This is a genomic window from Microbacterium sufflavum, assembly GCF_023101165.1.
Lineage (GTDB): Bacteria > Actinomycetota > Actinomycetes > Actinomycetales > Microbacteriaceae > Microbacterium > Microbacterium sufflavum.
Window position 1 is genome coordinate 1,056,139 of record NZ_CP078076.1, and the last position, 19,949, is coordinate 1,076,087.

The 19,949-nt window shown below is 68.0% G+C and carries 21 protein-coding genes; 14 read left to right on the forward strand and 7 right to left on the reverse strand.

The window, feature by feature from the left end; all coding sequences use genetic code 11:
* Position 1 precedes the first annotated feature (1 nt).
* Genes yidD through rpmH form a run of 3 tightly spaced genes read right to left on the reverse strand, consistent with a single transcriptional unit; the run spans position 2 to position 843 of the window.
* Positions 2-352 carry a membrane protein insertion efficiency factor YidD gene (gene yidD / locus KV394_RS05305; RefSeq protein ID WP_247982479.1) on the reverse strand — a complete coding sequence of 117 codons (351 nt, stop codon included), beginning with the start codon at positions 350-352 and terminating at the stop codon, positions 2-4.
* Positions 349-699: a ribonuclease P protein component gene (rnpA, locus tag KV394_RS05310; protein ID WP_247982480.1), complete on the reverse strand. Its 351-nt coding sequence runs from the start codon at positions 697-699 to the stop codon at positions 349-351. The genes yidD and rnpA overlap by 4 nt, the downstream gene beginning before the upstream one ends.
* Positions 700-705: 6 nt before the next feature.
* Entirely contained in the window at positions 706-843 is a 138-nt protein-coding gene (gene rpmH, locus KV394_RS05315) for a 50S ribosomal protein L34 (protein ID WP_022879826.1), read from the reverse strand.
* Positions 844-1,158: 315 nt separating this feature from the next.
* Here rpmH and dnaA point away from each other — a divergent pair, with 315 nt between their 5' ends.
* The 7 genes from dnaA to KV394_RS05350 all read left to right on the forward strand — a co-directional run bounded on the left by dnaA (position 1,159) and on the right by KV394_RS05350 (position 11,128).
* Positions 1,159-2,547 carry a chromosomal replication initiator protein DnaA gene (gene dnaA, locus KV394_RS05320; protein WP_206252153.1) on the forward strand — a complete coding sequence of 463 codons (1,389 nt, stop codon included), beginning with the start codon at positions 1,159-1,161 and terminating at the stop codon, positions 2,545-2,547.
* Between the two features lie 478 nt (positions 2,548-3,025).
* On the forward strand, positions 3,026-4,168 hold the full coding sequence (dnaN, locus tag KV394_RS05325; protein WP_136045157.1) for a DNA polymerase III subunit beta: 1,143 nt from the start codon (positions 3,026-3,028) through the stop codon (positions 4,166-4,168).
* Between the two features lie 59 nt (positions 4,169-4,227).
* Positions 4,228-5,421 (forward strand): DNA replication/repair protein RecF, encoded by a 1,194-nt coding sequence (gene recF, locus KV394_RS05330; protein WP_136033741.1) that lies wholly within the window; start codon positions 4,228-4,230, stop codon positions 5,419-5,421.
* Positions 5,414-5,917, forward strand: coding sequence for a DUF721 domain-containing protein (locus tag KV394_RS05335; protein WP_136033739.1), 504 nt, complete (start codon positions 5,414-5,416; stop codon positions 5,915-5,917). The genes recF and KV394_RS05335 overlap by 8 nt, the downstream gene beginning before the upstream one ends.
* A 118-nt stretch (positions 5,918-6,035) precedes the next feature.
* Positions 6,036-8,117 (forward strand): DNA topoisomerase (ATP-hydrolyzing) subunit B, encoded by a 2,082-nt coding sequence (gyrB, locus tag KV394_RS05340; protein ID WP_247982481.1) that lies wholly within the window; start codon positions 6,036-6,038, stop codon positions 8,115-8,117.
* Between the two features lie 51 nt (positions 8,118-8,168).
* Complete coding sequence (gene gyrA, locus KV394_RS05345) at positions 8,169-10,727, forward strand: DNA gyrase subunit A (protein ID WP_136033736.1); 2,559 nt, start codon at positions 8,169-8,171, stop codon at positions 10,725-10,727.
* The gene (locus KV394_RS05350; protein ID WP_136033734.1) at positions 10,724-11,128 is read left to right on the forward strand and encodes a DUF3566 domain-containing protein; all 405 of its coding nucleotides are present in this window, start codon (positions 10,724-10,726) and stop codon (positions 11,126-11,128) included. Before gyrA ends, KV394_RS05350 begins: the two co-directional genes overlap by 4 nt.
* Positions 11,129-11,193: 65 nt before the next feature.
* On the opposite strand, the gene KV394_RS05355 is transcribed toward KV394_RS05350, so the two are convergent.
* The gene (locus KV394_RS05355; RefSeq protein ID WP_136036484.1) at positions 11,194-11,904 is read right to left on the reverse strand and encodes a VIT1/CCC1 transporter family protein; all 711 of its coding nucleotides are present in this window, start codon (positions 11,902-11,904) and stop codon (positions 11,194-11,196) included.
* Between the two features lie 117 nt (positions 11,905-12,021).
* On the opposite strand from KV394_RS05355, the gene KV394_RS05360 reads away from it, so the two are divergent.
* Genes KV394_RS05360 through KV394_RS05370 form a run of 3 tightly spaced genes read left to right on the forward strand, consistent with a single transcriptional unit; the run spans position 12,022 to position 14,890 of the window.
* Positions 12,022-13,287 carry a sensor histidine kinase gene (locus tag KV394_RS05360; RefSeq protein WP_247982482.1) on the forward strand — a complete coding sequence of 422 codons (1,266 nt, stop codon included), beginning with the start codon at positions 12,022-12,024 and terminating at the stop codon, positions 13,285-13,287.
* Positions 13,275-13,964 carry a LuxR C-terminal-related transcriptional regulator gene (locus tag KV394_RS05365; RefSeq protein WP_136033727.1) on the forward strand — a complete coding sequence of 230 codons (690 nt, stop codon included), beginning with the start codon at positions 13,275-13,277 and terminating at the stop codon, positions 13,962-13,964. Before KV394_RS05360 ends, KV394_RS05365 begins: the two co-directional genes overlap by 13 nt.
* Positions 13,961-14,890 (forward strand): DUF4097 family beta strand repeat-containing protein, encoded by a 930-nt coding sequence (locus tag KV394_RS05370; protein ID WP_247982483.1) that lies wholly within the window; start codon positions 13,961-13,963, stop codon positions 14,888-14,890. Before KV394_RS05365 ends, KV394_RS05370 begins: the two co-directional genes overlap by 4 nt.
* 158 nt (positions 14,891-15,048) lie before the next feature.
* On the opposite strand, the gene KV394_RS05375 is transcribed toward KV394_RS05370, so the two are convergent.
* Together KV394_RS05375 and KV394_RS05380 are read right to left on the reverse strand one after the other, a co-directional pair.
* Positions 15,049-15,939, reverse strand: coding sequence for a rhomboid family intramembrane serine protease (locus tag KV394_RS05375; protein ID WP_247982484.1), 891 nt, complete (start codon positions 15,937-15,939; stop codon positions 15,049-15,051).
* 21 nt (positions 15,940-15,960) lie between these two features.
* Positions 15,961-16,518, reverse strand: a complete 558-nt coding sequence (locus tag KV394_RS05380; protein WP_136033721.1) for a peptidylprolyl isomerase — start codon at positions 16,516-16,518, stop codon at positions 15,961-15,963.
* Positions 16,519-16,664: 146 nt separating this feature from the next.
* Between KV394_RS05380 and KV394_RS05385 the strand changes: the two genes are divergently transcribed.
* Together KV394_RS05385 and KV394_RS05390 are read left to right on the forward strand one after the other, a co-directional pair.
* Positions 16,665-17,162 (forward strand): DNA helicase, encoded by a 498-nt coding sequence (locus KV394_RS05385; RefSeq protein ID WP_136033719.1) that lies wholly within the window; start codon positions 16,665-16,667, stop codon positions 17,160-17,162.
* Positions 17,159-17,641, forward strand: a complete 483-nt coding sequence (locus tag KV394_RS05390) for an aminoacyl-tRNA deacylase (RefSeq protein ID WP_247982485.1) — start codon at positions 17,159-17,161, stop codon at positions 17,639-17,641. Before KV394_RS05385 ends, KV394_RS05390 begins: the two co-directional genes overlap by 4 nt.
* 10 nt (positions 17,642-17,651) lie before the next feature.
* Here the strand turns inward: KV394_RS05390 and KV394_RS05395 are convergent, their stop codons facing one another.
* The gene (locus KV394_RS05395; protein ID WP_136033717.1) at positions 17,652-18,074 is read right to left on the reverse strand and encodes an NUDIX hydrolase; all 423 of its coding nucleotides are present in this window, start codon (positions 18,072-18,074) and stop codon (positions 17,652-17,654) included.
* 137 nt (positions 18,075-18,211) lie between these two features.
* On the opposite strand from KV394_RS05395, the gene KV394_RS05400 reads away from it, so the two are divergent.
* Complete coding sequence (locus KV394_RS05400; protein ID WP_136033714.1) at positions 18,212-18,661, forward strand: iron chaperone; 450 nt, start codon at positions 18,212-18,214, stop codon at positions 18,659-18,661.
* Positions 18,662-18,711: 50 nt separating this feature from the next.
* The gene (locus KV394_RS05405; protein ID WP_247982486.1) at positions 18,712-19,836 is read left to right on the forward strand and encodes a M24 family metallopeptidase; all 1,125 of its coding nucleotides are present in this window, start codon (positions 18,712-18,714) and stop codon (positions 19,834-19,836) included.
* The last annotated feature ends 113 nt before the right edge of the window (positions 19,837-19,949 follow it).

Consider the following 19,949-nt stretch of genomic DNA (forward strand, 5'->3'; position numbering starts at 1 on the left):
GTCAGTCCTTTCGGGAGGGAACGACGAAACCATGGGAGGTCAGGTCGTAGCGGAAGTGTTGGTGCGGCGTGACGTCGTCGACGCCTCCGCTGGTCCAGGGATTGCAGCGGAGGATGCGCCACGCGGAGAGCAGGGCTCCGCGCACGGCACCGTGCTGCTGCACCGCACCTACAGCGTAGGCGGAACAGGAGGGGTAGTACGCACAGACATCGCCATAGAGCGGGGAGATGACCTTGCGGTACCCGGACAGGAAGGCGATGACCGCGTTCCGCGGGAGCAGCGGGATGCTGCGCACGATGTCGCGTCCGCGCATCTCCCCGTTCCCGACCGACGAGGCGGGAAGCGCGGTCATGAGGAGACCTCGCTCGGAGCCAGACGCTGCAGGCACCTCTCGACGTCGGTGCGCAGCTCGGCGAACGACGCCACGGAGGATGCAGGAAGGGCACGGATGACGACATCCGTGCCCTGAGGAACACGCGGGAGCGCCTCCGCGCAGACGGCTTTCAGACGCCGACGCACGGTATTGCGCACCACGGCGGTGCCCACCTGCTTGCTGATGATGAAACCGAACCGCGGCTCACGCCGCTCACCCGTCGACAGGATCGAGGTGATGACGCGCGCCCCGCCACAACGCGATCCGCGTCGAACGACCATCCGGTAGTCGCTCCCGCGGGCCAGACGGAACGGGCGGGCGAGCACGGCTGCTTACGCAGAGAGCTCGGTGCGGCCCTTCGCGCGGCGTGCCGACAGGATGGCACGGCCGGCGCGGGTACGCATGCGAGCACGGAAACCGTGCTTCTTGGCGCGACGACGGTTGTTGGGCTGGAAGGTGCGCTTGCTCATGAGATCACTCCGGGAATGCTGCCACCGGATTCACTTCGACCGGAGACATGGGGAACTGCCCAAAAAGGCATAAGTCAACCGACTAAGGGTACGTCTTGGCGGCGCACAGGGCAAATTAGCGCCCTGCGACGCTCGAGTCCTCTCGCGAACCGCACAGCCATTATCCACAACCCGGACGCGCCCGATGCGCACAACACGCCCCCGTGTTTTCAAGGGCAGGTTGCCGTTCGTGGCCGGTGTGACTACCGTGGCATCCGAAGTTATCCACAGGGGCACGGCACGTCGACCGCGACCCGAACCGTCGTCCGGAGCACCATGTCCTCACCAGCCCAGCCCGACGTCCCGATCTGGAGCACGGTGCAGGAGCTGCTGGAAGCCGACGATCGCGTCACTCCTCAGCTGCAGGGGTTCCTGAGCCTCGCCGTCCCGGCGGGAGTGATGGCCGCGACGCTGTATCTCGAGGTGCCGAACGATCTGACCGCCGCGCAGATCAACAAGCGTCTCCGGCTGCCGATCATGGAAGCCCTCGCCCACATCGGCGACGAGGTCACGTCGTACCGGGTCGTGGTGAACCACGAACTGGCCGATCAGCCGACCGCGCCGATCGCCGTCGCCGACTTCGGTCGCCAGGAGCAGCCGCGCGAGTCGCCGATGGAGCAGCCGACGCAGCTGCGCCACGAGTCACGGCTGAACCCGAAGTACACCTTCGACAACTTCGTCATCGGCCAGTCCAACCGCTTCGCCCACGCCGCCGCGGTCGCCGTCGCCGAAGCACCGGCCAAGGCATACAACCCTCTGTTCATCTACGGCGACTCCGGACTCGGCAAGACCCACCTCCTTCACGCGATCGGCGACTATGCCCAGTCCCTCTACGCCGGCGTGAAGGTGCGCTACGTGTCCAGCGAGGAGTTCACGAACGATTTCATCAACTCGATCGCGAACAACCGGGGTGCCGCCTTCCAGGCCCGGTACCGCGATGTCGACATCCTCCTGATCGACGACATCCAGTTCCTCCAGGGCCGTGCCGAGACGCAGGAGGCGTTCTTCCACACGTTCAACACGCTGCACGACCACAACAAGCAGGTCGTGATCACGAGCGACGTGGCACCGAAGCACCTGACCGGTTTCGAAGATCGCATGCGCAGCCGCTTCGAGTGGGGACTGATCACCGACGTCCAGGCGCCCGACCTCGAGACCCGTATCGCGATCCTGCGCAAGAAGGCGCAGAGCGAGGCGCTCCACATCCCCGACGAGGTGCTGGAGTACATCGCCACCGTGGTGTCGTCCAACATCCGTGAGCTCGAGGGTGCGCTGATCCGTGTCTCGGCGTTCGCCAGCCTCAACCGTTCGGCGCTCGACATCTCGCTGGCGCAGACCGTGCTTCGCGACATCATCGACACGGCGGAAGACAACATCATCTCGCCGACCGACATCATCACGGCGACCGCCCAGTACTTCAAGCTCACGGTCGACGACCTCTATGGCTCCAGCCGGTCGCAGCAGATCGCGACCGCCCGGCAGATCGCCATGTATCTGTGCCGTGAGCGCACGAGCCTCTCTCTGCCGAAGATCGGGCAGCTGTTCGGCAACCGCGATCACACCACGGTCATGTATGCGTACAAGAAGATCAGCGAGCTCATGAAGGAGCGCCGCTCGATCTACAACCAGGTCACGGAGATCACCACGCAGCTCGGCCGTCGCTGACGGAACCGGAGGAAGGGCGTCGTCCGTCGAGGACGGCGCCCTTCGTCGTTCTTGACAACGGCCGGACGTCTCCGATAAATGCGTCTATGCACATGTGGATAACTTGTGGATGATTCGGGATCGCGGCGCTCAGGATGTGGGCCGAATGGGGAAACCTGTGGATAACCGTCACGAGCCCTCGAGTCTCCACATCCTCGATAACCCGCGGATTCCTCAGCGTCTCCACAAGTGACAGTCGTGTAGTTCCCTACTCGCGTCTGCTTTCCACCGACTTATCCACAGTATCCACAGCGGTTAACACCGTTAAGGAGTTAAGTCATTCAAGGGGCGATCCGATCACCAGACGGTGGGGACAACCCGACAGGTGCGTCGCCGGTGCTCCGGCGTAGGGATCCGCGGGACTGTAGGGCTAGCATGGGAAGCCCTGCACTGGCAGGACCCGACGACGACCCGTCATGACGACGACAAGGGAGCACCCGTGAGGTTTCAGGTCAACCGCGATGTCTTCAGCGAGGCTGTGTCCTTCGTCGTCAAGCTCCTCCCCCAGCGCAACCCGCAGCCGATCCTGGCCGGTGTGCTGATCGAGGCAGACGGTTCAGGGCTCACCCTTTCGGCCTTCGACTACGAGGCATCCGCCAGGACGACCATCGAGGCCACGGTCGAGACCCCGGGGACGATCCTGGTGCACGGCCGACTCTTGTCCGACATCGCGAGCCGTCTGCCGAACGCACCGATCGAGATCGCCGTCGAGGACGACGGCGGCATCGCGGTCACCTGCGGCTCTGCGCGATTCACGCTCGCGGCCATGCCGGTCGAGGAATACCCCTCGATCCCCGAGGTCTCCGGATCCTCCGGTGTCGTCCCCGCCGATGAGTTCGGCACCGCGATCGCCCAGGTCGGCTTCGCGGCCTCGCGTGACGACGTCACGCCGGTCCTCACCGGCGTGCAGCTCGAGGTGACCGGGCAGACGCTCAGCCTCGTGGCCACCGACCGCTACCGGGTCTCGCTGCGGGATGTGCCGTGGGACGGAGAAGCCGTCGAGGCCACCGCGCTGGTCCCGGCCCGCACCCTGCTCGAGGTCGGGAAGACGTTCGGGCACGCCGGCACGATCCAGATCGCGTTCTCCGGCGCGGGCGACCGCGAGATCATCGCGTTCACCGCGGGCAACAAGACCGTCACCTCGCTGCTCATCAAGGGCAACTTCCCGCCGGTGCGTCGTCTGTTCCCCGAGCAGACGGATCACTACGCGGTCGTGAACACCGCCGACCTGATCGAGGCCGTCCGCCGCGTGTCCCTGGTGCTCGACCGCGCCGCCCCGCTGCGCTTCACCTTCTCGGCCGACGGCGTCACGATGGATGCGTCCGGCAGCGAGCACGCACGCGCGTCCGAATCGGTCGACGCCATCCTGTCCGGCGGTGACGAGGTCACGCTCGGCCTCAACCCGCAGTACCTGATCGAGGCGCTCGGCGCGGTGAAGAGCGAGTTCGTGCGGGTCACCTTCACGTCGAGCGACAACGCCAACAAGCTGAGCCCGGTCCTGATCACCAGCCAGACGTCGGTGGACCAGGCGGGCCTGGACTCGTTCAAGTACCTGCTGCAGCCGAACCTGCTCCTGCGCTGAGCGCGTCGCGTCGCCCCGGCGGCGGGGAGGATGTCCGACCCGAAAGGTAGGCTGGCTCCGTGATTGTGGAGCACCTGAACCTGGTCGATTTCCGCAATTACGCGACCGCTGATCTGGCTCTTCATCGCGGCCCCAACGTCCTCGTCGGACGGAACGGACAGGGCAAGACGAACCTTGCGGAGGCCGTCGTCTTCCTGGCCACGCTCGGCTCGCACCGGGTGTCGTCGGATGCGCCGCTGGTGCGAGACGGACAGGACTTCGCGGTCATCCGCGCGCGGCTCTCCCATGGCGAACGGCGTGTGCTGGTCGAGGTGCAGGTGAACCGGCAGGGATCCAACAAAGCCCGCATCAACGGCTCGCCATCGAAGGCGAACGAGCTGCCACGCTACGCCCACGTGGTCCTCTTCGCGCCGGAAGACCTGCAGATCGTCCGTGGTGATCCGTCAGCCAGACGACGGTTCGTCGATCAGCTGCTGATCCAGCGCACCCCCCGGATGGCTGCGGTGCTCGGCGACTACGACCGCGTGCTCAAGCAGCGCAACGCCCTGTTGAAGTCGGCCAGGGCACGGGGCGTCCGCGGCGAGGGCTTGAGCACGCTCGACGTGTGGGATGACAAGCTGGTCGCGCTCGGCGCCGAGATCATCACCGCGCGCCAGCGTCTCGCCGCGGATCTGCAGCAGCCCGTGGCCGAGGCCTACGCTGCGATCGCCGGCGCCGACCACCGGCCCCGGTTGGAGTGGGCGCTGTCCGTGGCCGGTGCCGATCCGGAGGACGATGCCGACGCCGAGGAGCAGGAGGTGTCGTCGGCCGCGGCCGAGCAGCGCATCGACGTCGCTCGCACGGCCGAGCTGTTCCGCGCGTCCCTGACAGCGAAGCGAACCCAGGAGCTCGACCGCGGGCTCACGCTGTCGGGTCCGCACCGCGACGACCTCGTGCTGCGCGTGCGGGACCTCCCGGTCAAGGGGTACGCCTCGCACGGGGAATCCTGGTCGGTGGCCCTCGCGCTGAGGCTCGCCTCGGCCGAACTGCTGCGCAGCGAGTCACCCGCGGGTGATCCGGTGCTGATCCTCGACGACGTGTTCGCCGAGCTCGACGCGGATCGACGCCAGCGCCTCGCGTCCCTCACCGCGGGCTACGAACAGGTGGTCGTCACCGCGGCCGTGGAGGAGGATATCCCCGAGGTGCTGCACGCACACGTGGTGCGGATCACCGCGGGCACCATCACCGACGAGCGGGAGGCACCGGATGAGTGACGTGGCCGCCGACGCCGTGATCGAAGCTCCTGAGACTGTCGCCACCTACCTGCGTCTGCGCGGTCTGACGCCGAGCGCGAAGAACTGGAAGCGCAAGCGTCGGATCACGGTCGACGACGACAACGCCCCCTTCACACCGGGCCGCGACCCCGGAACGCTCGGCGATGTGCTCGACCGGCTCAGCCGCGACGCAGGGTGGGAGACCACGCTCGCCAGGGAGGACCTCGTCCGGCAATGGGCCGACCTGGCCGGCGCCGACACCGCGAAGCACTCCGAGCCGGTGTCGCTGGAGCGTGGACTGCTGACGGTGAAGTGCGACTCGACCGCGTGGGCGAAGAACCTGCAGTTCATGCGCGCGACGATCCTGACGGAGATCGGGAGACGGTATCCGGAAGCGGGCGTCGAGAACCTCCGCTTCATCGGACCGGACGTCCCCTCCTGGAAATGGGGTCCCAGAGTCGTTCCAGGACGGGGCCCGCGCGATACCTACGGGTAGGGCACCATGCAAGGGGTCTGACACGCTCAGAGGGCCACACGCGGCCGTTGAGCGGCATATCGACTCGAAACCCGGCTAGAATGGGAGTTCGAGCTATCGATCTGGAGAATGCCCTCTGATGACGCCTGAATCCCCTGCTGACGAGACGGAATCGAACACCGGGGGAACCCCCGCACCCGAGGGAACCACCGAGTCGTCCGCCAACCGCCCGAAGCAGCAGCCGGGAGAGTACGGCGCCGACTCGATCCAGATCCTCGAAGGCCTCGAGGCCGTCCGCAAGCGCCCCGGCATGTACATCGGATCGACGGGACCGCGCGGTCTGCACCACCTGGTCTACGAGATCGTCGACAACTCGGTCGACGAGGCCCTCGCCGGCTACGCGGACACGATCCTGGTGACCCTGCTGGCCGACGGGGGCGTCCGCGTCGTCGACAACGGCCGCGGCATCCCCGTGGACCCGCACTCGTCCGACCCGTCGAAGTCCACGGTCGAGGTCGTTCTCACGATCCTCCACGCCGGTGGCAAGTTCGGAGGCGGCGCGTACGCGGTCTCCGGCGGCCTGCACGGCGTCGGCTCGTCGGTGGTGAACGCGCTCTCCACGCGCTTCGACGTCGAGGTGAAGCAGAAGGGCTTCGTCTGGAACCACAGCTTCGCGAACGGCGGTGTCCCCCAGCAGAAGCTGGAGAAGGGTGCCGCGACCGACGAGACCGGCACCAGCATCACCTTCTGGCCGGACGCGGAGATCTTCCAGGAGACGGTGGAGTTCGACTACGACACGCTCCGTACGCGCTTCCAGCAGATGGCGTTCCTCAACAAGGGACTGCGGATCGAGCTGGCCGACGAGCGCCCGGACTCCGCGTACGAGACGGAGGAGGACGGGCAGGCCGTCACCAAGCAGCCGTCCGACGTGTTCTTCTACGAGCGCGGTCTCGTCGACTATGTCGAGTACCTCAACAAGGTGCGCAAGGCCGAGGTCGTGAACGACGAGATCATCGCGTTCGAGTCGGAGGACACCACGCGCAAGATCTCGCTCGAGGTCGCGATGCAGTGGACCACGTCGTACACCGAGAACGTCTTCACCTACGCGAACACGATCAACACCCACGAGGGCGGCACGCACGAGGAAGGGTTCCGCGCGGCACTGACCACGCTGGTCAACCGCTACGCCCGCGCCAACAACCTGCTCAAGGAGAAGGACGACAACCTCTCCGGCGACGACGTGCGCGAGGGCCTCACGGCCGTGATCTCCATCAAGCTCGGGGAGCCGCAGTTCGAGGGCCAGACCAAGACCAAGCTCGGTAACACGGAGGCGAAGGCCTTCGTGCAGAAGGTCGTCGGCGACCAGCTCGGCGACTGGTTCGAGCGCAACCCGAACCAGGCGAAGAACGTGATCCGCAAGGCGATCGACGCCGCGACCGCCCGACTCGCCGCCCGCAAGGCCCGCGAGACCGCGCGCCGCAAGAGCGTGTTCGAGTCTGCGGCCATGCCCGACAAGCTCAAGGACTGCACGAGCAAGGACCCGTCGATCAGCGAGATCTTCCTCGTGGAGGGTGACTCGGCCGGCGGCTCGGCCGTGCAGGGCCGCGATCCGCACACGCAGGCGATCCTCGCGCTGCGCGGCAAGATCCTCAACGTCGAGCGTGCGCGCCTCGACAAGGCGCTCGGCAACAAGGAAGTCCAGGCGATGATCCAGGCCTTCGGCACGGGCATCGGCGAGGAGTTCGACATCGAGAAGGCGCGGTACCACAAGATCGTGCTCATGGCCGACGCCGACGTCGACGGTCAGCACATCACCACGCTGCTGCTCACGCTGCTGTTCCGCTACATGCGCGGGCTCATCGAGGCCGGCTTCGTGTACCTCGCGATGCCGCCGCTCTACCGCCTCAAGTGGTCGAACGCCCCGCACGAGTACGTGTTCAGCGACGCCGAGCGCGACGCCCTCCTGAAGTACGGGCTCGACAACGGCAAGCGCATCCCGAAGGACGCCGGCATCCAGCGGTACAAGGGTCTCGGCGAGATGAACGCCAAGGAGCTGTGGGAGACCACGATGGACCACACCACGCGCACCCTGCGTCAGGTGACCATCGAAGACGCCGCGGCCGCCGACGAGATCTTCAGCGTGCTGATGGGTGAGGACGTCGAGTCGCGACGCGGCTTCATCCAGCGCAACGCCAAGGACGTCCGCTTCCTCGACATCTGAGCGCGAGCTCGCCTCCTCGCTCGCTCAACGACCGGAAATTGAAGAGAACACATGACTGACGAAGAACGTCCCGACATCAACGAGGGCCACGACCACGGCAAGATCGACCAGGTCGACCTGCAGTCGGAGATGCAGCGCAGCTACCTCGACTACGCGATGGCCGTGATCGTCGGGCGCGCGCTCCCCGACGTGCGCGACGGTCTCAAGCCCGTGCACCGCCGCGTGATCTACGGCATGTACGACGGCGGATTCCGCCCGGACAAGTCGTTCTCGAAGTGTGCCCGCGTGGTCGGCGAGGTCATGGGGCAGTACCACCCGCACGGTGACTCCGCGATCTACGACGCTCTCGTGCGCCTGGTGCAGCCGTGGTCGCTGCGGTACCCGCTCGCGCTCGGCCAGGGGAACTTCGGCTCCCCCGGCAACATGGGCGCGGCGGCCCCCCGATACACCGAGACGAAGATGGCTCCGCTCGCGCTCGAGATGGTGCGCGACATCGAAGAGGAGACCGTCGACTTCACCGACAACTACGACGGACAGACACAGGAGCCCACGGTCCTGCCGGCCCGGTTCCCGAACCTGCTCGTCAACGGTTCGGTCGGCATCGCGGTCGGCATGGCCACGAACATCCCGCCGCACAACCTGCGCGAGGTGTCGGACGCGGCGCTGTGGGCCCTCGACAACCCGGACATCTCCCGCGAGGAGCTGCTCGACGGTCTGATCCAGCGGATCCCCGGGCCGGACTTCCCCACCGGCGCGCAGATCCTCGGCACGAAGGGCATCCACGAGGCCTATCGCACGGGTCGCGGCTCGATCACGATGCGCGCGGTCGTGAACGTCGAGGAGATCCAGGGCCGCACGTGCCTCGTGATCACCGAGCTGCCGTATCAGGTGAACCCCGACAACGTCGCGGTGAAGATCGGCGACCTCGCGCGCGACGGGAAGATCACCGGCATCGCGGACATCCGTGACGAGTCCTCCGACCGCACCGGTCAGCGCCTCGTCGTGGTGCTCAAGCGTGACGCGGTCGCGAAGGTCGTGCTCAACAACCTGTACAAGCACACGCAGCTGCAGGAGAACTTCGGCGCGAACATGCTCGCGATCGTCGACGGTGTTCCGCGCACGCTCGCGATCGACGGCTTCGTCACCAACTGGATCGCGCACCAGATCGACGTGATCGTGCGGCGCACCCAGTTCCGCCTCAACGAGGCCGAGAAGCGCATGCACATCCTGCGCGGCTACCTGAAGGCGCTCGATGCCCTCGACGAGGTGATCGCGCTCATCCGCCGATCGCAGACCACGGCCGACGCGAACGAGGGGCTGCAGAAGCTCCTCGACATCGACGAGATCCAGGCCGATGCGATCCTGCAGATGCAGCTGCGTCGCCTCGCGGCCCTCGAGCGCCAGAAGATCATCGACCAGGCCACCGAGCTCGAGGCGCAGATCACCGAGTACAAGGCGATCCTCGCCGACGAGGGCCGGCAGCGCACGATCATCCGCGAGGAGCTCACCGCGATCGTCGACCGCTTCGGCGACGAGCGTCGCACGCACATCCTGCACGGTTTCGACGGCGACGTCTCCATGGAAGACCTCATCGCCGAAGAGGAGATGGTCGTCACCGTCACGCGCGAGGGCTACATCAAGCGCACGCGCAGCGACAACTACCGCTCGCAGCACCGCGGTGGCAAGGGCGTCAAGGGCGCCCAGCTCCGCGCCGACGACATCGTGGAGCACTTCTTCGTCACCACCACGCACCACTGGCTGCTGTTCTTCACGGACAAGGGCCGCGTCTACCGCGCCAAGACGTATGAGGTGCCAGAGGCCGGTCGCGACGCGAAGGGCACCCACGTCGCCAACCTGCTCGCCCTGCAGCCCGACGAGAGCATCGCCCAGGTGCTCGACATCCGCGACTATGAGGTCGCCGACTACCTCGTCCTCGCGACCCGCGACGGTCTGGTGAAGAAGACCCGACTCGACGCGTACGACACGAACCGTCAGGGCGGCGTGATCGCGATCCGGCTCAACGAGGAGGACGAGCTCGTCAGCGCGCTGCTCGTCAACGCCGAGGACGACATCCTCCTCATCAGCCGCCGTGGAATGTCGGTGCGGTTCGAGGCGACCGACGAGGCACTGCGCCCCATGGGCCGCGCGACCGCCGGTGTGCGCGGCATGAAGTTCAAGATCGACGGCGACTGCCTGCTGTCCGCCTCGGTCGCGGCCGCCGGGAAGTTCGTCTTCGTGGTCACGGACGGCGGGTACGCGAAGCGCACGGCGGTCGAGGAATACCGGGTCCAGGGCCGTGGCGGAACGGGCATCAAGGTCGCGAAACTGAACGACGATCGGGGCACTCTCGCGGGTGGTCTGATCGTCGCGGAGGACGACGAGGTCTTGGTGGTTCTGTCCAGCGGCAAGGTGGTACGCTCTGCCGTGGCCGAGGTCCCCGCGAAGGGTCGAGACACCATGGGAGTGGTGTTCGCCCGCACGACGGAGGCCGACCGCATCCTCGCCATCGCCCGTAACGGTGAGCGCGGTCTCGCAGAAGACGAGGCCGAAGCGGATGTCGACACCGAGGCCCCCCAGACGACAGAGACACCCGAGGATACAGACGCATGAGCACAGTGGCCGACAAGCTGGCGAAGAAGTCGACCCGCAAGACCAGTGGCAAGCAGGTTCGCCTCCGCCTGGTGTACGTCGACTTCTGGTCAGCGGTGAAGCTCTCCTTCCTGGGAGCCGTGGCTCTCGCCGTCGTCACGATGGTCTCCTTCTTCCTCATCTTCCTGGTGCTCCAGGCGACGGGCATCATGTCGACCGCAGACGAGTTCCTCCAGGGCATCACGGACAACGCGTTCGTGCTGTCCGAGGTCGTCGGGCTGCCGCAGGTGATGGCCTTCGCCGCGGTCGTGGCGATCCTGAACCTGATCGTCTTCACGGTGCTCGGCGCCGTGATCGCCGGCATCTACAATCTCGCCGTGAAGGTGACGGGCGGCCTGCTCGTCGGCTTCATGTCGAACTGACGCGAGTCACGACGAAGGGCGGGTGCTGCGGCACCCGCCCTTCGTCGTGTGCACGGCGCGGCGGCTCAGACCACCCCGGTCGTTCCGAGGAGCGTGCCGATCAGCCACGTCGCGAGCAGCGCGAGCGCTCCGCCGATCACGAGCCGCAGTGCCGCTCGGCCCGGCGCGGATCCTCCGATCCTCGCCGAGATCGTGCCCGTCGCGGCCAGGGCGATCAACACCGCGACGAAGGTCACCGGGACTCGCCAGTCGGGCGGGGGCAGCAGGATCGCCAGCAAGGGGAGCAGCGCGCCGAGCGTGAACGCGATCGCGGAGGACAGCGCCGCGTGCCACGGGTTGACCAGGTCGTCCTGATCGATGCCGAGCTCCACCTCGAGGTGTGCCGACAGAGCGTCGTGCGCGGTGAGCTCCTCGGCCACACGGCGCGCGGTGTCCTCCGTGAGCCCCCGGTCGCGGTACAGGGAGGTGAGCTCGGCGAGCTCCGCCTCCGGCATCGTGCGCAGCTCTTCCTTCTCCTTGGCGATGAGCGCGCGCTCGCTGTCGCGCTGGCTGCTCACGGAGACGTACTCGCCCAGAGCCATGGAGATCGCCCCACCCACCAGACCGGCGACGCCCGCGGTGAGGAGCGCGGCGTTGTCCGTGGTGGCACCGGCGACGCCCACGACCAGCGATGCCACCGACACGATCCCGTCGTTCGCTCCGAGGACACCGGCGCGCAGCCAGTTGAGGCGCTGACCCACTCCGGTGCCGTGCGGTTCTCCCTCGTGTGCTGTCATGCCACCAGTGAAGCAGAGGAGGACAGTGGCGAGGGCGGTCCCCGGTAGGGAAAACCCGAACCGGAGTGTCCGGCTGCCTCGGTGCCCGCGTGGCACCCTCCCCCGTACCGTGGAAACATGACCACTCAGCCTGCGCCTCCGGCCGCCGCACCGGCGAAGCCACCGCTGCGCCTCTTCCTCACGGTCCTGCATCTGGCGGGCATCGGCGTCCTCGGCGGCGGGATCTTCGCCACCCTCGGCGCACTGCTCGGGACGGGGATCGGCCTCGTGTTCGTCGCCGGCATCGGTATCGTCCTGCTCGTCGGTCTCGTCTACGCGCTCTACGGCCTCGGCTGGTTCGAGGTCGCGCGCGTCGCCGGTCTCTACCGCACCCCGCTCGCGCCCCTGCGACTGCAGCCGCGCGATCGTCCCGGCTTCGCCGGCTGGCTCCGCGCCCTCGGGCGACAGGCCGTCGATGGACGCATGTGGCGTGCCGTCGCGAACTTCGCCATCTCGGCAGTGCTGGGCTGGGTCGTGCTCCGCCTGGCCTGGAGCCTCGTGTGGTCGATCATCATCTCCTTCGCCCCCCTGACCTCTGCCGACAGCATCGTGGGCCCCTTCGGCGGTGCCGGGATCCCCGTCGCCTGGGCTCCGCTCATCGGGATCTTGGGCGTCGCCGCATCGGCGGCCGGCATCATCGGACTCGCGTTCCTGCACCGCACCCTGTCCCTGGCGATCGTCGCCCGCAGTCGGGAGACCGAGCTCACGGAGCGGGTGCGTGCCTCGACGGCGCAGCGGGAGGGAGCCGTGCGTGCGGCCGACGTGGAGCGCACCCGCATCGAGCGGGATCTCCACGACGGCGTGCAGCCGCGTCTCGTCTCGGTCGGCATGACCCTGGGCCTGGCCCAGCAGAAGATCGACACCGATCCCGACGCGGCCAAGGACCTCATCTCGGAGGCGCACACCTCGACGAAGGCGGCGATCACCGAGCTGCGGCAGCTCGCGCGGGGGATCCACGCCTCGGTCCTCGACGACCGCGGGCTGGACGCGGCGCTGTCCGCACTCGCCGGCCGTTCGCACATCCCCGTGCACCTCGACGTGCGGATGGACGGGCGGTGCAGTCGTGAGGCCGAGGCCGCGGTGTACTTCTCGATCGCGGAATCCCTCACCAACGCCGCCAAGCACTCTCGCGCGAGCGAGGCCCGGGTCACGGTGCGACTGCGCGAGGGCAACGTGCTGTGGGCCCGCGTGGAGGACAACGGCATGGGCGGCGCGCAGGTGCTCCCCGGCGGCGGCCTCGACGGCATCGCGAACCGGATCCTCGCCGCCGGCGGAACGTTCCGCCTGGACAGCCCGCTCGGTGGTCCGACCAGCCTGGAGGTGAACGTGCCATGCGCATCTTGATCTGCGAGGATTCGGTCCTGCTGCGGGAGGGGCTCGTGCGTCTGCTGGAAGACGCGGGTCATCAGGTGGTGGCCGCGCTCACCGACACCGACGGTGTGGCGGAGGCCGTGGCATCCGCCGACCCGGAGCTCTGCATCCTGGACGTGCGGCTTCCTCCGACGTTCACCGACGAGGGGATCCGTGCGGCGCTGGCGCTGCGGGCGACGCATCCGTCCCTTCCGATCCTCGTGCTGTCGCAGTACGTGGAGGAGCGCTACGCGTCTGACCTGATCGCGGCGCAGGGCGGGCCCCTGGGTTACCTGCTGAAGGACCGGGTCGCCGACGTCGCGGAGTTCATCGAGTCCGTGCAGCGGATCGCCGACGGAGCGACCGTGCTCGACCCGGAGGTCGTGGCGCAGCTGCTCACGCGACGCAACCGCGACGACCGGATGCTGCGACTCACGGAACGTGAGCGCACCGTGCTGGCACTGATCGCGGAGGGCAAGTCGAACCAGGCGATCGCCGGACTGCTGTTCGTCTCCGAGGCGAGTGTCGAGAAGCACATCACTTCCATCTTCCAGAAGCTGGGGTTCGAGCAGGACGAGTCGGGAAACCGTCGCGTGCTGGCGGCCCTGGCGCACATCGAGAACACGGGCGGCCCCACGCCGCCGACCGGACAGACAGGAATGGCACGATGACCACCGAAGATCAGGGCCCCCAGGGCGGCCACACGCCGCTCACCCCTCCCCCTGCGACGGCACCTCACGCCCCGGCCGAGCCCACACCGATGGTGTCGGGCGGCTCCGGTACCGAGCCCGGACGTTCCTCGGGCGCCACGGCGATCCTCGTGATCACCGCGGTGGTGGGCGGCCTCGCCCTGCTCGGCGCCGGAGGCACGGCGGCGGCCGCAGCCGCGGGCTCCGTGATGTCATCGAGCCGACCCGACTCGGTCCAGACCGTCGGCGTGGACGGGATCGACGGCGTCGACCTCGATGCCGACGCGAGCAGTGTGCGGGTGGAGTTCGGTGACGTGGACGACGCCGAACTGGCGGTCACGAACGGCCGCGGGCAGGCCTGGACGTTCGAGCGGGAGGGCGACGAACTCGTCGTGAAGAGCCCGCGGGGTGTGTTCGGCTGGTGGTTCGGCAACTGGTTCGGCGACGAGGAGGTCGCGGTGCTGACGTTGCCCGAGAGCCTGCGCGACGCCGGTCTGGATGCGAACCTCACGCTCAACGCGGGCAGCCTGGATGTGACGGGTGACTTCGGTGACCTCGAGCTCGACGTGAACGCGGGGTCGCTCGATGTCGAGGGCGCGGCGGAGACGCTCGACGTGCAGATGAACGCCGGGCGCGCCGACATCGTGCTGGACTCCGTGGCCGAGGCCGACCTGGGCATCTCGGCGGGCGATCTCACGGTGGAGCTCACGGGCTCGGCGCCCGCGCGCACATCGGTCGATGCGAGCGCGGGATCGGTCGACCTCACGCTGCCCGACGTGGAGTACAGCCTCACCCAGGACGTGAGCGCCGGCTCGCTCGATGCCACCGTCGATCAGGGGTCGAACGCGCGACACACGATCGACGTCTCCCTCGCGGCGGGGAACGTGACGATCCGACCCGGGCGCTGAGCCGCGGGAGCACGGAGGGGCCGGTACTCGGAGAGTGCCGGCCCCTCGGCACCGTCGCTCACGGCGTCGGCGAAGTTATCCACAGTTCTCTCCACAGCATGGGGAGAATTACACCGATGTTATTCACAGGCGTTAACAACTCTGTTAACAACTCGGGATCAGGCCAAAAGGAGCAGCGGCGGAACGAACGCCACGATCACGAGCAGGAGAACCACCAGGGCCGAGAGGAAGACGATCTGCCACACGCGCTGCTCACGGCGTTTCGTGCGCGTATAGATGAAGGCCACGATCGCGCCCACGATCGCCCCGCCCAGATGCGCCTGCCAGGAGATCCCGCCGGCGAAGAACCCGAAGGCGAAGTTGATCGCGAGGATGACGAGGATCCCGGTCACGTTCGCCCCGATGTGGCGGCCGATGATCAGCAGCGACGCGAGGAGACCGAAGATGGCGCCGGAGGCTCCGACCGTCCATGAGCCCGGCGCGAGGATCGCGACCATGACCGATCCACCGAGTCCGCTGATCAGGTACAGCGCCAGGTAGCGCGCCCGCCCCAGCATGGGTTCGAGGCTCTGGCCGAGCATCCACAGCGCCAGCATGTTGAGCGCGAGGTGCACGAAGCCGCCGTGCACGAACAGCACCGTCAGCAGTCGCCACGGCTCGAACGGCACCGCGAACAGGTTTGGGTAGAGGAACGGTGCGTAGAAGCCCAGCGCCTGTGTGATCGGCTGGTTGAGCCCGGGGATGAGCTGTACGAGGCCGATGAACGACGTGATCGCCAGCAGCACGTGGGTGACGACGGGCTTGCCGCCGCGGGTCATCGCCAGAGCACCGCCGCGGTTCCCCCAGCGTCGGGCGGCCTTCTTCTGGGCGGGAGTGCGGTTCTTGCGCTCGGCCGCCATGCACTCCGGGCAGATCACGCCGACGGCGGCCTGCGTCTGGCACTCGGGGCAGATGGTGCGCAGACACCGCTGGCAGAGCACGAAGCTCTGCCGATCCGGATGCCGGTAGCAGAAGTTGTCGCGATTACTCGTGAACTCGGGCGTCGACATCCGGATCGGCCGTGGCTTCCGTCAGGCGGCGACGATGTCGATCGACTGCAGCACGACCGGCTCGACCGGGCGGTCGCCGGCCGCGGTGGGCACGGCGGCAATGGCGTCGACGACCTTCTTCGAGGCGTCGTCGGCGACGGCGCCGAAGATGGTGTGCTTGCCCTGCAGCCACGGGGTCGGGTCGGTGGTGATGAAGAACTGCGAGCCGTTCGTGCCCTCGACCTTGCCGGTGATGGCGTTGCGGCGCAGGCCGGCGTTGGCCATCGCGAGGATGTAGGGCTCGTTGAAGTCGAGCTCCCCGTTGATCTCGTCATCGAAGTTGTAGCCGGGGCCGCCCACACCCTGACCGAGCGGGTCGCCGCCCTGGATCATGAAGTTGGGGATGATGCGGTGGAAGATGACGTCCTTGTAGAGAGGACCCTCGCCCGGCTTGCCGGTGGCGGGGTGCGTCCACTCCTGGGTGCCGTCGGCCAGGCCGACGAAGTTCTTGACCGTCTTGGGAGCGTGGTCGCCGAAGAGGTTGATGACGATGTCACCGTGGTTGGTGTGCAGAGTTGCGACGTGGGAAGCATGAACCATGCCCTCATTCTCGCAGAGCTTCCGATGAGTGGCCCGGGTCTGTACATCCCCTCGGCGGATGATGCAAGGGGCGGGCGATTCCCTCCCCCCATCCAGGGTGTCGTGGCAAGATGGGGAACCCGTACTCCAATGGACAGGAGAGCATCGTGAGCCTCAGCCGCAAGCGGAAGAAGCAGCTTCGTCGTCTTCAGAAGGACGCCAACCAGCTGTGGGAGGACCAGCAGGTGCTCGTCGGCCACGCCGCCGACGTCGCCCGAGAGGCCGGCCGTCAGCTCGGCAACTTCAATCGGGAACAGCTCGTCCCCGCCGTCCAGGACACCTACAACCGTCGTGTCGCCCCCGTGGTCGACCGCGGCGTGAAGGTCGGCAGGCACGTCGTCGACGACAAGGTCGTGCCGATCGTCGGCGGCGTCGTCGGCACCGCGCTCACCGCGTGGGACGTCGCCAACGCGAAGCGGCAGGGCATCGAATACAAGGCCCGCAAGGCCGTCGCTCCGAAGAAGGGCCCCGGCCTCGGCTCGGTCATCGCGATCGTGCTGGGTGCGGCTGCGGCGGTCGGAGTGCTCTACGCCGCCTGGCAGGCCCTCCGCGCCGACGACGAGCTCTGGGTCGCCGACGACCCGCTGTCGGCTCCCGACGCGTGACCACCCCTGACCCGCACGCGCGGGTGCGGGATGCTGCGGCCGCCCGCGGACTCGACATCGAGATCCGCGAGCGGCCGCAGGCGCGCAGCCTGCATGAGGCCGCGGAGATCCTGGGCATCCTGCCGTCCGGCATCGTGAAGACCCTCGTGGTGAAGCGCTCCGACGACACCTATCTGTTCGCCCTGGTCCCCGGCGGTCGGTCGATCTCGTGGCCCAAGCTGCGTGCCGTGGTCGGCGTCAACAAGCTGCGACTGCCCGAACCCGAGCTCGCCCTCGCGGCCACGGGGTACGAGCGGGGCACGATCGTCCCGATCGGCAGCACGACCGATTGGCCCGTGTACGCCGACGAGTCCATCGTCGGGCAGCGGATCGCAATGGGAGCGGGTGCGCACGGTTACAGCCTGTTCGTGGACGCCGACGACCTGATCGCCGCCTACGGCGCCACCGTCGCCGACATCTCCCTTCCCGAGGAGCGCTGACCGCCAGCGCTCAGGCGAGTCCCGCCATCCGGATGGCGATGTCGACCAGCTTGACCCGCTGCAGCCCCGCGACGGCCGCGAGCGGAAACCACTCGGCCCTGTCGGTCGAGCCCTCGGTCTCGAAGCGCAGCCGTCCGCCGGTGACCTCGGCGCGGTAGACGATGCGCAGTGTGTGGAGTGGTTCCGCCGCCTTCTGCACCCGCCGCCCTGCCGGGATCACCCGCGAATGGATACCGAGCAGCGCGCCGACCCGCACGGTGTACCCGGTCTCCTCGCGCAACTCCCGGCGGACCGCGTCCTCCGGGGCCTCGCCCGGCTCGAGCCCGCCGCCCGGCATGGTCCACGCCGTGCGACGCCCCTCGATCCAGCGCGCCAGGAGGAGCCGGCCACCCTCATCGGTGACGACCCCGTATGCGGCGACGCGCAGGTCCATGGCTCACACCCTATCCGCCGGGCGCGCCACGCTCCGACCACGTGTCGGCCGACGCACATCGATCACGAATCGAGAAGCGACGGCGCTCGGATGGTTCCTATTCTGTGGAGATCAGCCACACCGAGAGGACGGAAACCATGGCCGCCGACAACGAGAAGAACTTCACCGCCGAGGAGCGCGAGGCCATGCAGGCCGCCGCGAAGGAGGCCCGCACCCGACGGTCGCGTGCCAAGAAGTCGCCCGAGGAGCTGAGGGCGGCCGGCGAAGCCGACATCACGGAGGCCATCGACAAGCTCGACGAGCACGACAGGACGCTGGCGCGGAAGCTGCACGACCTGGTCTCCGAAGTCGCCCCCGACCTGGTGCCGCGCACGTACTACGGCATGCCCGCGTGGGGTCGAGACGGGAAGGTGCTGTGCTTCTTCCAGCCCGCGAGCAAGTTCAAGGTGCGCTACGGGACGTTCGGGTTCGAGCCGATCTCGAACCTCGACGACGGCACCGTGTGGCCCACGGCGTACGCTGTGATCGACCTGACGCCGAAGGACCGGGAGTTCCTCGCGGACCGGCTGCGCCAGGCCATCAGCTGAAGCGCTCCGAAGCCGAGACAGCGACGGCACCCCGGCACTACCGTGGAACCGTGAGCACTCCCCCGTTCCCCGCCTCCGTCTACGCCTCCCGACTCACCCGTGCAGCCGCGCTCGCCGCGGACGCCGGACTCGACGCCGTGGTCGTCGGACCGGGGCCCGACCTCCAGTACCTGCTCGGGGTCGAGGGGGACACGATCGAACGGCTCACGGCGCTGGTGCTCACCCCCGACGCGCGCGCGACCATCGTGGTGCCGCGCATGGAGCTGGCGAAGATCCGCAGCACCGCGGCCGGCGAACTCGGTCTGACCATCGCCGACTGGGTGGACGGGGAGGATCCGTATGCCCTGGTGCTCGCGGCGGCGGGGGAGGTCCAGCGGGTCGGGGTCTCCGACGCGCTGCCCGCGCTCCATGTGGTGCCGATCGCGGAACGCCTGGGGGTGCGGGTGGAGCTCGCGACCCCGGTGCTGCGCGAGGGACGCATGATCAAGGACGACGCGGAGATCGCGGAGCTCCGACGCGCGGGGGCCGCGATCGACGCCGTGCACCGTCGCGTGCCCGAGTGGCTGCGCGCCGGACGGACGGAACGCGAGGTGGCGGGCGACATCGCCGCGGCGATCGTCGAGGAGGGCCACCGCACGGTCGAGTTCGTGATCGTCGGATCCGGTCCGAACGGGGCCGACCCGCATCATGAGGTCTCCGACCGGGTGATCGAGGAGGGCGACATCGTCGTGGTCGACATCGGCGGTGCGGTGCCCAGCGGCTACAACTCCGACAGCACACGCACCTACGTCGTCGGCGACCCCGGCGCGGAGGAGGCCGAACGCATCGCCGTGCTCGTGCGGGCGCAGCAGGCCGCGGTCGATGCCGTGCGTCCCGGGGCGACGGCCGCCGAGGTCGATGCCGCCGCGCGCACGGTGCTCGCCGAGGCCGGACTGGGCGAGGCGTTCCTGCACCGCACGGGCCACGGGATCGGTGTCTCGGTGCACGAGGAGCCCTACATCGCTCCCGGCAACGGCCTCGTGCTGCGGCCGGGGATGGCGTTCAGCATCGAGCCGGGCATCTACTTCCCCGGTCGGTGGGGCGCCCGGATCGAGGACATCGTGATCGTGACGGACACCGGAGCGGAGCGGGTGAACCTGGCCCCGCACGCCCTCGTCTCCGCCGCTCGGCAGTGACCTTCGGCTATCAGCGAATACCTAAAGTCATCACGGTGAATTCCTAAAGTCACCTATCGTCGCATTTCCGGCGGGGCTAGCCTGCTGAGTGCTGGAGCCCCGTGCTCCGGCGA

Coding starts and splice junctions, on each gene's coding strand:
- yidD (WP_247982479.1), bottom strand. CDS start 352: ATGACCGCGCTTCCCGCCTCGTCGGTCGGGAACGGGGAGATGCGCGGA.
- rpmH (WP_022879826.1), bottom strand. CDS start 843: ATGAGCAAGCGCACCTTCCAGCCCAACAACCGTCGTCGCGCCAAGAAG.
- dnaA (WP_206252153.1), top strand. CDS start 1,159: ATGTCCTCACCAGCCCAGCCCGACGTCCCGATCTGGAGCACGGTGCAG.
- KV394_RS05335 (WP_136033739.1), top strand. CDS start 5,414: ATGAGTGACGTGGCCGCCGACGCCGTGATCGAAGCTCCTGAGACTGTC.
- gyrB (WP_247982481.1), top strand. CDS start 6,036: ATGACGCCTGAATCCCCTGCTGACGAGACGGAATCGAACACCGGGGGA.
- gyrA (WP_136033736.1), top strand. CDS start 8,169: ATGACTGACGAAGAACGTCCCGACATCAACGAGGGCCACGACCACGGC.
- KV394_RS05350 (WP_136033734.1), top strand. CDS start 10,724: ATGAGCACAGTGGCCGACAAGCTGGCGAAGAAGTCGACCCGCAAGACC.
- KV394_RS05355 (WP_136036484.1), bottom strand. CDS start 11,904: ATGACAGCACACGAGGGAGAACCGCACGGCACCGGAGTGGGTCAGCGC.
- KV394_RS05360 (WP_247982482.1), top strand. CDS start 12,022: ATGACCACTCAGCCTGCGCCTCCGGCCGCCGCACCGGCGAAGCCACCG.
- KV394_RS05365 (WP_136033727.1), top strand. CDS start 13,275: ATGCGCATCTTGATCTGCGAGGATTCGGTCCTGCTGCGGGAGGGGCTC.
- KV394_RS05370 (WP_247982483.1), top strand. CDS start 13,961: ATGACCACCGAAGATCAGGGCCCCCAGGGCGGCCACACGCCGCTCACC.
- KV394_RS05375 (WP_247982484.1), bottom strand. CDS start 15,939: ATGTCGACGCCCGAGTTCACGAGTAATCGCGACAACTTCTGCTACCGG.
- KV394_RS05380 (WP_136033721.1), bottom strand. CDS start 16,518: ATGGTTCATGCTTCCCACGTCGCAACTCTGCACACCAACCACGGTGAC.
- KV394_RS05395 (WP_136033717.1), bottom strand. CDS start 18,074: ATGGACCTGCGCGTCGCCGCATACGGGGTCGTCACCGATGAGGGTGGC.
- KV394_RS05400 (WP_136033714.1), top strand. CDS start 18,212: ATGGCCGCCGACAACGAGAAGAACTTCACCGCCGAGGAGCGCGAGGCC.